The 14,392-nt window shown below is 41.7% G+C and carries 12 protein-coding genes; 6 read left to right on the forward strand and 6 right to left on the reverse strand.

Annotation, left to right across the window (positions count from 1 at the left end):
* Positions 1–57 precede the first annotated feature (57 nt).
* Positions 58–648 (reverse strand): hypothetical protein, encoded by a 591-nt coding sequence (locus tag OQ279_RS04730; RefSeq protein WP_266068678.1) that lies wholly within the window; start codon positions 646–648, stop codon positions 58–60.
* Between the two features lie 183 nt (positions 649–831).
* On the reverse strand, positions 832–2,697 hold the full coding sequence (locus tag OQ279_RS04735; protein WP_266068679.1) for an ABC-F family ATP-binding cassette domain-containing protein: 1,866 nt from the start codon (positions 2,695–2,697) through the stop codon (positions 832–834).
* Between the two features lie 268 nt (positions 2,698–2,965).
* Here OQ279_RS04735 and OQ279_RS04740 point away from each other — a divergent pair, with 268 nt between their 5' ends.
* From OQ279_RS04740 to OQ279_RS04765, 6 genes are all read left to right on the forward strand, one after another.
* A complete protein-coding gene (locus tag OQ279_RS04740; protein WP_266068680.1) occupies positions 2,966–3,754 on the forward strand; it encodes a polysaccharide biosynthesis/export family protein in 789 nt (262 codons plus the stop codon).
* A gap of 3 nt (positions 3,755–3,757) precedes the next feature.
* Positions 3,758–6,226, forward strand: coding sequence for an exopolysaccharide transport family protein (locus tag OQ279_RS04745; RefSeq protein WP_266068681.1), 2,469 nt, complete (start codon positions 3,758–3,760; stop codon positions 6,224–6,226).
* 157 nt (positions 6,227–6,383) lie between these two features.
* Entirely contained in the window at positions 6,384–6,779 is a 396-nt protein-coding gene (locus OQ279_RS04750) for a four helix bundle protein (RefSeq protein WP_266068682.1), read from the forward strand.
* Between the two features lie 55 nt (positions 6,780–6,834).
* Positions 6,835–7,995, forward strand: coding sequence for a GDP-mannose 4,6-dehydratase (gene gmd, locus OQ279_RS04755; protein WP_266068684.1), 1,161 nt, complete (start codon positions 6,835–6,837; stop codon positions 7,993–7,995).
* Positions 7,996–8,032: 37 nt separating this feature from the next.
* A complete protein-coding gene (locus OQ279_RS04760) occupies positions 8,033–8,956 on the forward strand; it encodes a GDP-L-fucose synthase family protein (RefSeq protein ID WP_266068685.1) in 924 nt (307 codons plus the stop codon).
* 182 nt (positions 8,957–9,138) lie between these two features.
* On the forward strand, positions 9,139–9,813 hold the full coding sequence (locus OQ279_RS04765; protein ID WP_266068687.1) for an outer membrane beta-barrel protein: 675 nt from the start codon (positions 9,139–9,141) through the stop codon (positions 9,811–9,813).
* Between the two features lie 66 nt (positions 9,814–9,879).
* On the opposite strand, the gene asnB is transcribed toward OQ279_RS04765, so the two are convergent.
* From asnB to neuC, 4 genes are all read right to left on the reverse strand, one after another.
* On the reverse strand, positions 9,880–11,580 hold the full coding sequence (gene asnB, locus OQ279_RS04770) for an asparagine synthase (glutamine-hydrolyzing) (RefSeq protein WP_266068688.1): 1,701 nt from the start codon (positions 11,578–11,580) through the stop codon (positions 9,880–9,882).
* Positions 11,581–11,857: 277 nt separating this feature from the next.
* Positions 11,858–12,556, reverse strand: coding sequence for an acylneuraminate cytidylyltransferase family protein (locus OQ279_RS04775; protein WP_266068690.1), 699 nt, complete (start codon positions 12,554–12,556; stop codon positions 11,858–11,860).
* Positions 12,557–12,662: 106 nt separating this feature from the next.
* On the reverse strand, positions 12,663–13,025 hold the full coding sequence (locus OQ279_RS04780; RefSeq protein ID WP_266068691.1) for a four helix bundle protein: 363 nt from the start codon (positions 13,023–13,025) through the stop codon (positions 12,663–12,665).
* Between the two features lie 72 nt (positions 13,026–13,097).
* Positions 13,098–14,252 (reverse strand): UDP-N-acetylglucosamine 2-epimerase, encoded by a 1,155-nt coding sequence (gene neuC / locus OQ279_RS04785; protein ID WP_266068692.1) that lies wholly within the window; start codon positions 14,250–14,252, stop codon positions 13,098–13,100.
* Positions 14,253–14,392 lie beyond the last annotated feature (140 nt).

The raw sequence follows: 14,392 nt of genomic DNA on the forward strand, positions 1-14,392 counted from the left end.
TGAAAGGGTTGGGCGACCGGTCACCCCTTTCGGCGGCTTAGAGCCCCGAAAGCGGGTTCAAAACAAATCCCTTCCCTCATTTCTCTCATGGTAAGCCTTAAAGTTATCTATGTCACCGAATATTTCAATGACTTCTTTTCGCTTTACGAAAGTTGGATTATCGGATATAATAATATTATAGGAGGACCAGGGATATTCTCTCATTCTTTGAACAACCTTATGATGAACAGGATTATTATGGATGTAAAAAATTATTTGTTTAAGATAATCTTCAGACGTGATCCTTTTTCGTTCAAATGATTTCTCCATTAGACTTCCCGTTCTGCCATATTTTTTGTTGATGGCTTGAGCATAAGCATTAAATAAATGACCAAGCTGCCTGGAGGCATCGGGTTTCTTCGGTTCTTTACCCGGAAAAAATAAATAATCTTCTTTCCTGATTTCACTATCTGTTTTGAGATAAAGAAGTACGTGAAAATGATTACGCATGAGACACCAGGCAAAGGTATCGGCTACGGGATGGATGTATTTCTCATAGAGTCGCAGGAAATACGCATAATTTTCCTCCTCGAAAAAGATATTCGAGCCATTGTTTCCACGGTTGTAGATGTGGTAGAAGTTTCCTGGTTCTATAGGTTCAATCTGCAACTTTTTGTTATTGAGGCTTTAATTTAAAGATATGAATTTCCTTAAATCAACCGCTTTCAGGGTTGAAAAAACCGCTGAAAGAGTTTCAATCACCCCCTTTCGGCGGCTTGGAGCCCCGAAAGAGGGTTAGGAGAAATCAACCGCTTCCAGGGTTAGGGTTAAAAAACAGCTGAAAGGGTTCTCTTACTCCATTTTAGCACCCAGTTCAAACCACCTCTCGGTTTTTTTCTCTATTTCAGCATCGATCTTTCCAAGTTCCATGGAGGCTTTTGTGATCTCGTCGGGGCTTAGGTCTTCAAGGAATTTTTGCTGCACATCATTCTTTTTCTTCTCCAGGTTATGGATTTCTTTTTCGAGCCTGTTGTATTCTTTCTGCTCGTTGTAGGTGAGGGTGGCCGAGGTGCTGTTCTCTTTTTTCCAGGCTTTTTTCTCTGTTGAAACTTCGGTCTTTTCGGTAGGTTCAGCTATAGAACTGGCTTCATATTCCCTGTAATCGGTATAGTTTCCGGGGAAATCTTCAATTTCTGTTTTTCCTTTAAAGACAAAAAGATGGTCCACGATCTTATCCATAAAATAACGGTCGTGAGAAACCACTACAAGACAACCCGGAAAATCGAGCAGGAAGTCTTCGAGTACGTTCAAGGTCACAATATCAAGATCGTTTGTGGGCTCATCCAGGATAAGAAAGTTTGGATTCTGAATAAGGACGGTACACAGGTAAAGCCTCTTTTTTTCTCCCCCACTTAATTTTTCTACATAATCGTACTGCTTCTTACGGTCAAAAAGGAAACGTTCCAAAAGCTGCTGTGCAGAGATTTGCCGACCTTTTTTCAGCGGAATATAATCCCCGAATTCCCTTATCACATCAATGACCTTCTGGCCTTCCTTTACCTCAATTCCGCGTTGGGTGTAGTAACCAAACTTAATAGTTTCCCCAATGGTGATCTTCCCGGAATCGGGAGCAAGGGTGCCGGTGAGAATGTTTAGAAAAGTGGATTTTCCGGTTCCGTTTTTTCCGATAATTCCCAGCCTGTCGCCCGGCTGAAAGTTGTAACTGAATTTATCAAGCAGTTGGAGATCGCCAAAGCTTTTGGAAATATTATGGAACTCCACAATCTTATTCCCCAGGCGCTCCATATTGATCTCCAGTTGCACCTGGTGGTCGTTGCGGCGTTTTGAGGCGCGGTCTTTAATTTCGAAAAAGTCGTCTATACGCGATTTAGATTTGGTGGTTCGAGCTTTTGGCTGGCGTCGCATCCAGTCCAGTTCCTTCTTGAAAAGTTGTTTGGCTTTATCGGTATTGGTTTGCTCTAAAGCAATGCGTTCATCTTTTTTGCTGAGGTAGTAGGAGTAATTGCCTTTGTAGGTGTAAAGATTTCCGTCCTCAAGCTCTACGATCTCGTTACATACACGTTCCAGGAAGTACCTGTCGTGCGTTACCATAAAAATGGTGAAGTTCTCTTTACGGAAGAATTCCTCCAGCCACTCGATCATATCAAGATCGAGGTGGTTGGTAGGTTCATCCATGATGATGAGGTCGGGTTTATTTAGGATCATGGAGGCCAGGGCGAGACGTTTCTTTTGTCCGCCGCTAAGACTTCCTACCAGCGCGTGAAGATCTTCAAGCTTCAGTTTAAAAAGGATCTGTTTATAGGTAGTTTCAAAATCCCAGGCTTGATGGGCATCCATCTGTTCAAAAGCCTTTTGGTAGGCATCGGAATCTTCAGGATTTTCGAGAGCTTTTTCGTAGCGCTCGATGACTTTCAGGATTTCATTATCTGAAGCAAAGATGGTTTGTTCTACTGTAAGCTTCGGATCTAAATTAGGTTCCTGCGGAAGAAAAGCTGTGGTGATATCTTTACGATATACCACATTGCCGGCATCGGGAGTATCGGCGCCCGAAAGTATATTGAGGAGAGAGGTTTTTCCTGTTCCGTTCTTGGCTACAAATCCCACCTTATCTCCTTCATTAATTCCGAAGGAAAGATTTGAAAAAAGTTCTCTTTCTCCGTAAGCCTTGGCTACATTTTCTACAGATAAATAATTCACACAGTTATTTTTGGCAAAAGTAGGTATTTCAATGATCAATTAACAATTTAGAATTAGCAGAGAGATTTTGAAGATTTGAAAATTTGAGGATGTGGGAATTTGAAGATGAAATGGAGTTCGAACAATCTAACGCCGATATGTATTTGTAAAAATCTCACATCCAACATCAGCCTTCTGCCTTTGATTAACAGTATTTAACAAACTAGTGATGCAATTATTTTATTATTAACCTTCAAGACCTATATTTGTCTCAAGCTATTAGTCCCAAATGAGTATCAGGCAATTAATTGTTGTTGTTAGTATTCTGTTTTTTGTTTCTTCCTGTGTGCCCACTAAGCGGTTGATGTACTTGCAGGAAGATGGTAAGGAGACAGACAGTTTAATTTCTATAGAAAGAATTCAGAAACCCTATAGAATTCAGGTTAATGATCTTCTAAGTATCAGGGTTAAGGCAATAGACCAGGACGTGGTTGGGATGTTTAACCCTATTGGGGAGCAAAATCCTAACGCCACGGGAGAAGAAAGGCTTTATTATGACGGCTTCTTAGTGGATGCTCATGGAAATATTCGAGTGCCCACCCTGGGCGAGGTGAATGTGCTGGGTTTCACGGTAGAGGAGGTGAGAGAGAAGATCGAAAAAGCCCTTTTAGACAAGTATTTCAAGGAACAGGCAAACATCTTTGTCACGGTTAAGCTGGCGGGAATAAGATATACCACAATTGGAGAGATAGGATCAGGAACCCAGGTGATCTATAAAGAGCAGGTGACGATTATGGAAGCCATAGCCCAGGCCGGGGATATATCTGAGTTCGGAGACAGGACCGATGTGGTGATTGTGCGCCAATACCCGGGCGGGGAGAAAAGACACCATATTGATCTTACAAGCATAGATGCGATGAAGTCGCCGTACTATTATATTCAGCCTAACGATCTTATTATCGTGAATCCGCTTCCGCAGAAAGCATTGGGACTGGGTACTACAGGGCTGGAAGCCTTTCGTACTATCACGACTATTTTAGCGTTTGTAACTTCAACAATATTATTAATTACCCGGTGATGTATGGCACATGAAGATGATCATATTAGTGATGTAGGTTCCACATTTGACTTTAAAGGATTTGTGCTGAAAGTCTTTAGCTACTGGCAATTAATTCTGTTGTCTATAGCTATAAGTCTGGGAGTGGCTTATTACAATAATGTACGTAAACTTCCTGTTTATCAATTAGGGAATTCCATTTCCATAAAAGACGATCAAAACCCCTTTTTTACCAGCAATACCAGCCTCACTTTTAACTGGGGAGGAACCTCAGACAAGGTGAATACGGCCATGACCATTTTGCGGTCAAGATCGCATAATGAAGAGGTGGTAGAGCGCTTGCAGTATTATATTGCTTATCAACAGGACGGAGAATATCAACGTGTGAATGCTTACGGTTTCACTCCTTTTAAAGTAGTGGCCGATACTTCTGCGTACCAGGCCCAGGGAACCACTTTTACCATTCGTTTTAAAGACCCTGAAACCTTTACGCTCAGCACGACTTTTGCCGGAGGAAATGCTTCGGTATATAATTATGATACGAAAGAATATGGCAATGTGGTGGTCGAGGAAGGGGAGTTTAGCCGTGAATACCGGCTTAACGAGCCCATAAATTTGCCATTTTTCAATGGTAAGCTTGTGCCAACGCCACGAGTTCCTGTTATAGATAAACCTTTTTACGTGCAATTCCGGCATTTTGATGGTACTGTGGGGAGGTTCCGCGGAGTGGCGGTAAGTCCGCAGTCGCAGGGAGCTTCGGTTTTAAATCTTTCCATGACAGGTGATAATAAAGCTGAGATCGTAGATTACCTCAATGGAACTGTACGGGTATTGAGTCAAAATATGCTGGAGCGCAAGAATCTTTTTGCCACCAAGACCATTCGGTTTATTGACAGTAGTTTAAGTGTCAAGGCTATGGAGCTTAAGGTGGTGGAAGATGAATTGAATAGGTTTAGAAATACCAATTCTATCCTGGATATTTCTGCGGAAAGCAGTCAGCTAAACTCCAAACTTACAGGGCTTGATGTGAGGAAAGAAGATATTTCACGTCAACTGGCCTATTATGAAACCCTGCAGGATTACCTGCAATCACGAAATGATTATTCTGATGTGCCGGCACCTTCGGTAGCGGGAATTGCTGAAGGAAGTATTGTTAGCGGAGTAGGACGAATTGTTTCCCTTGCCGAAGAAAGGCGGAAATACGAATATTCCCTACAGGAAAATTCCCCTGTTTTTCAGGATATAGACCGGCAGATAAATGCAGTAAAAGATGTGCTGCTCGAAAATATGTCTTCTTCTCAAAACCTCCTGCGGCAGGAGCTGCGAGACATCAATAGAGAAATTGCCCTGGCTGAAGCCGAAATTAGGAAACTACCGCAGGAAGAGCAGGACTTGCTTAAAATCCAGCGAAAGTATTCTATAAGTGAGCGCACTTATAATATGTTCCTGGAAAAACGCAGTGAAGCCGGACTCGTAAAAGCAGCCAACGTGAGTGATGTTATGGTTATTGATACCGCCAAAGATACCGGTGGCGGACAGATTGGACCAAATACACAACTTAACTATGTGATGGCATTAATGGTGGGTGGAATGATTCCGCTGACTTTTGTTTTCCTGTTAGTTTTTCTGAATACCAACGTGCACAACGCACAGGAAGTCACCCGTTTATCACCCATTCCCATTCTGGGGATGATTGGGAAAAGTAGGATGGACACAAATCTTGCGGTCTTCAATAAACCCAAATCGGCTATTGCTGAAGGGTTTCGAGGGTTGAGGTCCAGTCTGCAGTTTATGTACAAAAAGCAGGGGGTGAGCGGCTCTAAAACGGTGATGATCACTTCATCGGTTTCGGGGGAAGGGAAAACTTTTTGTGCCATGAACCTCGCCACTGTTTTTGCTTTGAGTGAAAAGAAGACCCTGTTACTGGGTGCCGATCTACGTAAACCGAAGATCTTTGATGACTTTAAGATCAATAACGATGTGGGAGTGGTGAATTATCTTATAGGGCAGGAGTCGCTGGAGGCAATCATACAGCCAAGTATGGTGCCACACCTGGATGTGATTACTGCAGGGCCAATTCCGCCAAACCCTTCAGAATTACTTATGAACGAGCAGATGGAAACCCTCATGAGTGAACTGCGGGAGCGTTATGATTATATTATTATGGATACCCCGCCGGTGGGTGTGGTTGCCGATGCGCTCAACCTCATAAAATACGCCGATGCCACTCTATACCTCATCCGCCAGGATTACACCAAACGCGGAATGCTTGAAGTGATCAACGAGAAGTATAACAAAGGTGAAGTAAAGAATATTTCATTCGTTCTTAACCACTTTGTGCACCGGGCCAAGTATGGTTATGGCTATGGTTACGGCTATGGCTATGGTTACGGTTATGGGTATGGCCAGTATGGTAAAGGTTATGGGCAGCAGGAAACAAGGACTGGTAAGCTGAAGAAGAAGTGGAGGGAGATAATGCGGAATTTTGAGTAATTCTCGCGTAGCTCGAATTAGAGGAGAGTGGGAAGAGGGGCTGTGTAACTTCGAATAGGAAGTCGGAGACGGAACTTTGGAGCTACTACTGAATTTTGAGCACAAGAAAATTTGTTTGTTGTTTTTGGTTTTTTGTTTATTGTAATTCTGAGAAACGATGGGAAAAGTGGAGCGATTTGAGGATCTGGAAGTTTGGAAGCTGGCTCGTGTAATTTGTCAGAAGATAGAAACTTTATTTCAGGAAACGGGTTTAGGGAAAAACTATTCACTCAGAAATCAAATGGAACGTAGTTCAGGTTCTATAATGGACAATATTGCTGAAGGTTTCGGAAGAGGAGGTAATCAAGAATTTATAAACTTTCTAAGTTATTCGAAAGGATCTACTACCGAACTAAAATCCCAACTTTATAGAGCATTAGATAAAAAGCTGATTTCCCAAGAACAGTTTGACAATCTCGGAGCCGATTGCACTCAAGCCGATAATCGTATAGGTGCATTCATGGCATACCTCCGGAAATCGGATATGCGAGGAATAAAGTTCAAGAAGACTTAACCATAAACCATAGACTACAAACAATAAACAACAGCTTATTCCGTAAATAATTGAATTGCAAAACACTTTAAAGAAAAGAGCTATCAATAAAGAACCCCGACAAAAAACCGCCCTCATAACCGGCATCACAGGCCAGGATGGTGCTTATTTGGCCGAATTCCTCCTGGAGAAAGGATATGTGGTGCATGGGATCAAAAGGAGGTCTAGCCTTTTTAATACAGAAAGGGTAGATCACCTGTATCAGGATCCGCACGAGAAAGATATCAGGTTTAAACTTCATTATGGAGATTTGAGTGATTCTATGAATCTCACGAGGATCATTCAGGAAGTGCAGCCCGATGAAATATACAATCTTGGAGCTATGTCTCATGTGAAGGTGAGCTTTGACACCCCTGAATATACTGCTAATGTCGACGGATTAGGGACTCTTAGGATTTTAGAGGCGGTAAGGCTTCTTGGCCTCACTAAGAAAACAAAGATCTATCAGGCTTCAACTTCAGAGTTGTATGGACTGGTACAGCAGGTGCCGCAAAACGAAAACACCCCTTTCTATCCGCGAAGCCCTTATGGCGTTGCGAAATTGTATGCCTACTGGATAACAATTAATTACCGGGAGGCTTATAAGATGTTTGCATGTAATGGAATTCTATTCAACCATGAATCTCCGTTAAGGGGAGAAACTTTTGTCACCCGTAAAATAACTCGTGCCGTTGCCCGTATTGCCCTGGGAATGCAGGAAAATTTCTTTTTAGGAAATCTTAATGCTGAAAGAGATTGGGGGCACGCAAAAGATTATGTGGAAGCTATGTGGCTCATGCTGCAACAGGATCAGCCGGATGATTATGTGATCGCCACTGGAAAAACCACTTCAGTAAGAGAACTGGTGCGTATGGCCTTTGCCTGTGTTGGAATTACTGTGGAATTTTTGGGTGCCGGAATTGAAGAAGTTGCAAAAGTGATAAAGTGCGAAAATCCCGATTACCAGATAGCATCGGGAGCTACAGTACTTCAGGTAGATCCTAAATACCATCGCCCCACCGAAGTCGATCAGCTTATTGGAGACGCTTCAAAATGTAAAGAAAAGTTGGGCTGGACGCCGAAGTATGATTTAAAAGATCTGGTGCAGGAAATGATGGAAGCCGATGTGAACCTCTTCCGTAAAGAAAAATATTTAAGAGAAGGAGGGCATAAGACATTAGATTATAATGGAGAGTAGTTCGTAGTCTATGGACGTTAGACGGTAGATTTTAGAAATGGAGAAAGATTCAAAAATATATGTTGCAGGACACACCGGAATGGTGGGTTCGGCGTTACTGCGGAAGCTGGAAAAGGAGGGTTTCAAAAATGTCATTTTTCGCACCTCTTCCCAACTCGACCTCACAAACCAGGAAGCGGTAAAAAACTTCTTTAAAGAGGAGAAACCTGATTATGTCTTTCTGGCAGCGGCAAAAGTAGGGGGTATTATGGCCAATAATACTTACAGAGCTGATTTTTTGTATGAAAACCTGATGATCCAGAATAATGTCATCCACCAGAGCTATTTAAATGGTGTCAAAAAGCTCCTTTTTTTCGCTTCTTCCTGTATTTATCCTAAAATGTCACCCCAGCCCATAAAAGAAGACTACCTGCTCACAGGAAAACTCGAAGATACCAATGAGCCTTATGCCATTGCAAAAATTGCCGGGCTAAAAATGTGCGAGAATTACAATCGGCAGTACGGTTGTGATTTTATTTCAGTAATGCCTACAAATCTATATGGTCCCAATGATAACTATGATCCTGAGACTTCTCATGTGCTTCCGGCTTTACTTCGGAAGTTTCATGAGGCAAAAGTAGAAGATAAAGTTTCCGTAGAAGTATGGGGAAGCGGGGAGCCGAAAAGGGAATTTTTACATGTAGACGATCTTGCTGCTGCCTGCCTGCACCTCATGAATACTTACAGCGGAAATGTTAGCGTAAACATTGGGACAGGAGAAGATTTATCTATTAAAGAACTTGCAGAAATGATAAAAGACATTTCAGGTTACTCTGGAGCGATTACCTGGAATAGATCTAAACCCGATGGTACGCCCCGAAAGCTGTTGGATGTAAGCCTGATTCACAACCTTGGCTGGAGGCATAAAATTGGTCTGGAAGAAGGTCTTGCAAAAGTTTATGAGGAGGAATTTTTGATGTAGTGGAGAGAGGCAACCAACTAATGACTACCCACAATCGACTATAGACTACCGGCTACAGACAAATCCTATCCGCCTCAAATGAAATAATTCTCCATCTTATCCGTTAGATAAATGCAAATTTATTGGGGTATAAAAAAAATTCCTTTTTATTTGTAAACAAATTGACGCATATTCCAAATCTTATGAAAAAATATCTTTTAGGCCTGTTTTTTATCTTGACCACAGTTTCAATATGCTTTTCTCAAGAATTGAGTTATGGCCTAAAAGCCGGAGTTAATCATCCTATGGGTGGTGAGATTGTAGGGTTACAAAACAACTATGCATTCCAGAAGAATACTTCTGAGGCTGAGGGGAATCTTGGCTTTCATGGAGGTATCTTTTTACAGGTTGATTTTGGTAAGTTTTTTGTCCGGCCCGAGGTAGTTTATACTTCATTAGATACAGAATTCACTTTTATAGAAGAAACTTCAATCTATTCTGTTCAAAAATTTGATATTCCTTTATTAGTAGGTTATAATATTTGGGGACCAATTGATATTTATGCCGGACCTGTGTATTCGAATATACTGGATGCTACTTTGGAGGGGGAAGAATTCCTGAACCCAATTGTTGTTCAAGACACACCAATAAATGCTCAGGCTGGCGTGAAGGTTGAATTTGGAAGGTTTGGATTGGATCTACGATATGAAAGATCTTTGTCTTCGGCTGAGCTTCAGCGTTTAGATTTTGGTGAAGGTTATAATGAAATCAATGAAGCAGAATTCACAGATTCCAGGCTAAATCAAATAATTGTGGGAGTGATCTTCAAAATTGGAGGTCCAGGACTAAACGAAAGACGACGAAGGGCTTGTTACTAAAAAGAACTTTTGAAAGTTAGCTAGTCGCACCTGTCCTCAGTATCATTATATTTTATCGTTAATTAGTTATAGAAGTAATGCTGTGTTCACCCATTGCCACACATGGAAGCTACTCGTGTTATCTCCTGCCAGATACTTTTTCCATTCTTTCTGAATTTTTTCGTGATCAAACCAATCTGTTGCTGAAGTATTTTTAAGGTGAAGCAATTTCTCTTCCACAAATGCTTTAAGTTCCTGACTTAACCATTCCCGCTGGGGAGTTTGGAGAGGACGTTTTGGAGCATAAGAGATAGTAGAGGGAACTAGCGGTTTTAGGATCTCGCGGAGCATATATTTTCCAACTCCATTCTTAATTTTATAACCCTCTGGTTGTGCAAAAGCGAGTTCGACGAGGCGATAATCAAGAAAAGGCTCCCGAAGTTCAGTGCTATAGGTCATGGAAACCCTGTCATTGAATCGCAGCGCTCGTGGGAGTTTGGTATAAAAAAGATCCCGAAACTGCAGATTCTGCAGTCTGTTGTCGAACGGTTCTGGATATTCTGTCTTTTGTGCCAAAGCGGCAAATTCGGGATTTAGCACATGCGTTCGGAAAGGAGAATTTTGTCCGGTGCCCTGGATGATTGAGCCGGAGGTTTGATAATAGTCATACCCTGCCCATTGCTCATCCATTCCCTGCCCGTCAAGTAACACCTTTACACCGTTGGCATGAGCCTGTTCAAAAATTTTAGAATAAGCCATGGTAGGAATACCTCCAAAAGGTTCATCCTGTTGCCGACTCATTTTTATTGCATTCGTTTGAACTTCGGAAGCCGAAAAAAGTACTTTGTGAAGCGGGTTTTGTGTAGTTGAGATCATCTGTTCTACCCATGGAAGCTCATCATAACGTTCATCTCCCGTGTAAAAAGAATAAGCATTGACCTGCTGTTTATCTTCAAACATATTCACCAGTGCAAGGAGGAGGGAACTATCCACTCCGCCGCTTATGTTAAATGCTACAGGCACATCGGCACGGAAACGAAGTTTGATACTGTCTTTCAGTAGTTCGAGATATTCAGCTTTTGCTTGTTCAATAGAGCTTTCAGATCTTATATTTTGGACTCTTGAAACAAAATTATACCACTTTTCAAGCTTTAGCCGACCTTCAGAATATTCCAGCAAATATCCACCCGGTAATTGTTTGATGTTACTGTAAAAAGCCTCTTCCGGCATACCGTAGGAGCCATAGCTAAAATAATTTGCCCAGACCTTTAGGTTTGGTGGGGTGTCAAAAATGACATTTTTGAGTGTCTTTATTTCACTGCTGAAGTAGAGGTTTTTATCAGCTTCAGAATAATAAAAAGGTTTCACTCCAAACCTATCCCGTGCAGCAAAAAGCTTTTTTTCCCGGCAATCCCAGATGGCAAAGGAAAACATTCCGTTAAATCTATTAAGGCATTCTTTTCCCCAGTAGATAAAAGCTGCCAGCAGTACTTCAGTATCCGACGAGGTTTTAAAATTGTAATGCGGTTTTAATTCCTCTTTCAGCTCTTTATAATTATAAATTTCCCCGTTAAAACTCAAATAATATCTACCGGAATTATCTATAAAGGGTTCATTGGCATCGGGGGAAAGATCAATAATGGAAAGCCGGTTGTGGCCTATGGCTGCAAAACCCGGATCGAAGTATGTGCCGGTGTGATCAGGGCCACGGTGATGTTGTGCCTGAAGCATTTTTTGAAGTTCTGCTTCAGAAGGGTTTGGGCCAATGATTCCTGCAATTCCACACATTAGCTATTGTATATAGTATAATGAATATTGTATAATTTTTTCAAAGCTATAAAAAGCACCAATAAACAAGCACCAAATTCCAATTTAGTGTTGTATTTGGTATAACAATAAGAAATATACGCAACCGTTTTTGGTTTTGCCCCTCACCCTAAAGCCCGCCTGCGGCCGGCAGGGGAGCCCACAAACGGGTTCAGAAAATTTAGAACAACAAACAATAAACTAAAAACAACAAACCAATAGTAAACGCTAACAGCCTACGGAAAAATCTGATAATCGTTTATTGTTCCCTGAAAATTGTCAGAAGCCTCTCGGCTTTCTCCCAATCTGCCGGCGTATCAATATTTACATGCGGATCTCCGGTAGTGTCAATGAAACCTATCTTATTTCCGTAAAGGGAATTTTGTTTCTGAAGAACCTCTGTTTTTGTTATATAAATTGCACCATCACGATGATAGGCCTTAGGCAGGTCCTGCCTTCGGGAAATAATCTCTTTCTCTCCGGTAGCAATTGCTAATTGTCCATTGTTTTGTTCAAAGATCCAGTGCGGATTGAATTCTGCAGGCACTTCCCGAACAGAGATCAAGGAATCGAATTTCCCTTTAGAAAATTGCTCTATGGCTGCATCTATCAATCCATTTCTACGCAAGGGAGAAGTCACCTGCAGCAGACAAACTGCATCAAAATTTTGCCCTTTTTGAGCAAAGAAGTTCAGTGCGTGTTGAATAACTTCCAGAGAAGAAGTACCATCGGCTGCCAGGGCTGCAGGTCTGATGAAAGGAACTTCCAGTCCAATTTCTTTAGCGATCCGAATGATCTCAGGATCATCTGAACTCAGGATCACACTGGATAGCAGGGTTGAGTTTTTGGCTGCCTCATAAGTGTACTGCAGCAAAGGTTTTCCGTCGAGAGATTTAATATTCTTTCCGGGTATTCCTTTACTGCCGCCGCGGGCGGGAATGAGTCCAAGGATTTTCATTTTTCGGTTAGCGGTTAGCGGTTATCAGTTTGTCAGGTCGGGTTATTGATTTATGAAGTCGTAAAATTAACCGATAACTCAGTATCTGACAGCCTGAAACAGAAGATCATGTTTTCCAGTTCTTTTCGACATAAAGCATAAAAGAAAATATTTTCCCTCCTAAAAGATCATATTTCTTTATTAGTTCAAGGGTTCCCTCCAGTTTATATAATTCATTGATCATTTCCAGTTGGGAAATGCATTCCAACAATGACGCATGAGCATAGGTGAGAAATTTTAGAAAATCCTGTTTGTATACTTTTCGACCATATCCCTCAACAATAGCATCCTTAATACTTTTTGAGGATCTTCTTACTTGACTTCCCTGTTCATATAATTCAAACTTCGGCAACTTTAAGGAAAGCTTATGGACTTCAATAGCATATTCAAAAGCTAAATTGTAAATATCAAGATCCTTGTGGCTTTTCATGCTTCATCATTTTCTGGATTTCACCAATTTAAAAAAATTCAACCGACAACAGAGAACCGACAACTGACAACTCTAATAAGTAATCGTCTTCGAATACGTCAATTCCACCGTAGCAAGGATCTCCGCTATTTTTTCTCCCGCATTCCCATCTCCATAAAGTTCTGAAGAAGGATAATGTTCTCTTACAAGAGCATTTTTGGTTACCTTCAGGATCTGCTCTCTATTGTAATCTACATCTGTAACATTTTGTGCCCGGCTCCTCCTGTGTTGACGGTTTCCAATATTTACAACAGGTACTCCAAGATAGGCACATTCACGTAATCCTGCACTGGAATTCCCTATTAAAGCTTTTGCATTTTTTAGAAGTTTAAGGAAGTCGATAGGATTCATATTCTTGAAAAAGTGAATATTTCCTGGTTTTTCCAGTTCACGGAAAGATCGGATCCCGTTTGATGTGCCGTCTGATCCTGCATCTACATTAGGCCAGAACCAGAAAGTGGGATAATCAAGAACTTTAATGGCATGTAGTGTTTCCAGCACATGCTTTTTAGCTTGTTTATACTCTGTGGTTACAGGGTGCTGCATCACCACAATATAGCCCTCCTGCCAGTTTAATTCCATCCCGACTCCGCCATATTTTGCAATAGGATTAAAATTTAGGTTTGGATTTTCACTTACCATTTTCGCAAGATCAATCGAAGGGCATCCGGTATTAATTACTTTCTCAGGTTCTTCTCCTAGTTTTATTACACGTTCCCGTGCGTCATGGGTGCAGACGAGGTGCAGATCGGCAAGTTTTGTATTAGCATGCCTTACTTTCTCATCGATACTGCCGGTTACTTCTCCGCCCTGTATGTGAACGAGGGGAATGTTTTGATAAGATGCTGCAATGGAAGTTGCGATGGTTTCAAATCTGTCGGCAATGGTAATCACCGCATCTGGTTTTAGGTTGTAAAAGACATTAGTAAGTTCCATCACTCCCAATCCGGTGGTCTTAGCCATAGTGGTGGGATTTTCTCCCTCCAGTACCATAAATACTTTTGCAGCGATGGGAAAACCGTCCTTTTCAATGAAATCCACGGCATTTCCGTAACGGTCCAGTAAGGCCGAACCGGCAATTACCAGTTGCAACTCCAGGTCTGGATGATTTTGTATTGCAGTGAGTGCTGTTTTTATTCTGCTGTAGGAGGGGCGGGCAGTGACTACGACGCAGATTTTTCTTTTCATTCGGTTCCCGGTTTGATGTTTTCGGTTTGGAGTAGCTAATGTAGCAAATTTGTCTGTTCTTTTTTGCATTGCATTCCTCTCCCTGTGGTCGTCGGATGCAGGCAAAAGAACCAATCCCGAAGCGTCGGGACTAGGTTTAC

The organism is Salinimicrobium profundisediminis (genome assembly GCF_026241755.1).
In the GTDB taxonomy this organism is placed as follows: Bacteria; Bacteroidota; Bacteroidia; order Flavobacteriales; family Flavobacteriaceae; genus Salinimicrobium; species Salinimicrobium profundisediminis.

What these genes read in the sequence shown, in the direction of transcription:
- OQ279_RS04765 (WP_266068687.1), top strand. Translation starts at nt 9,139, where the DNA reads ATGAAAAAATATCTTTTAGGCCTGTTTTTTATCTTGACCACAGTTTCA.
- asnB (WP_266068688.1), bottom strand. Translation starts at nt 11,580, where the DNA reads ATGTGTGGAATTGCAGGAATCATTGGCCCAAACCCTTCTGAAGCAGAA.
- OQ279_RS04775 (WP_266068690.1), bottom strand. Translation starts at nt 12,556, where the DNA reads ATGAAAATCCTTGGACTCATTCCCGCCCGCGGCGGCAGTAAAGGAATA.
- OQ279_RS04745 (WP_266068681.1), top strand. Translation starts at nt 3,758, where the DNA reads ATGGCACATGAAGATGATCATATTAGTGATGTAGGTTCCACATTTGAC.
- OQ279_RS04750 (WP_266068682.1), top strand. Translation starts at nt 6,384, where the DNA reads ATGGGAAAAGTGGAGCGATTTGAGGATCTGGAAGTTTGGAAGCTGGCT.
- neuC (WP_266068692.1), bottom strand. Translation starts at nt 14,252, where the DNA reads ATGAAAAGAAAAATCTGCGTCGTAGTCACTGCCCGCCCCTCCTACAGC.
- OQ279_RS04740 (WP_266068680.1), top strand. Translation starts at nt 2,966, where the DNA reads ATGAGTATCAGGCAATTAATTGTTGTTGTTAGTATTCTGTTTTTTGTT.
- OQ279_RS04780 (WP_266068691.1), bottom strand. Translation starts at nt 13,025, where the DNA reads ATGAAAAGCCACAAGGATCTTGATATTTACAATTTAGCTTTTGAATAT.
- OQ279_RS04760 (WP_266068685.1), top strand. Translation starts at nt 8,033, where the DNA reads ATGGAGAAAGATTCAAAAATATATGTTGCAGGACACACCGGAATGGTG.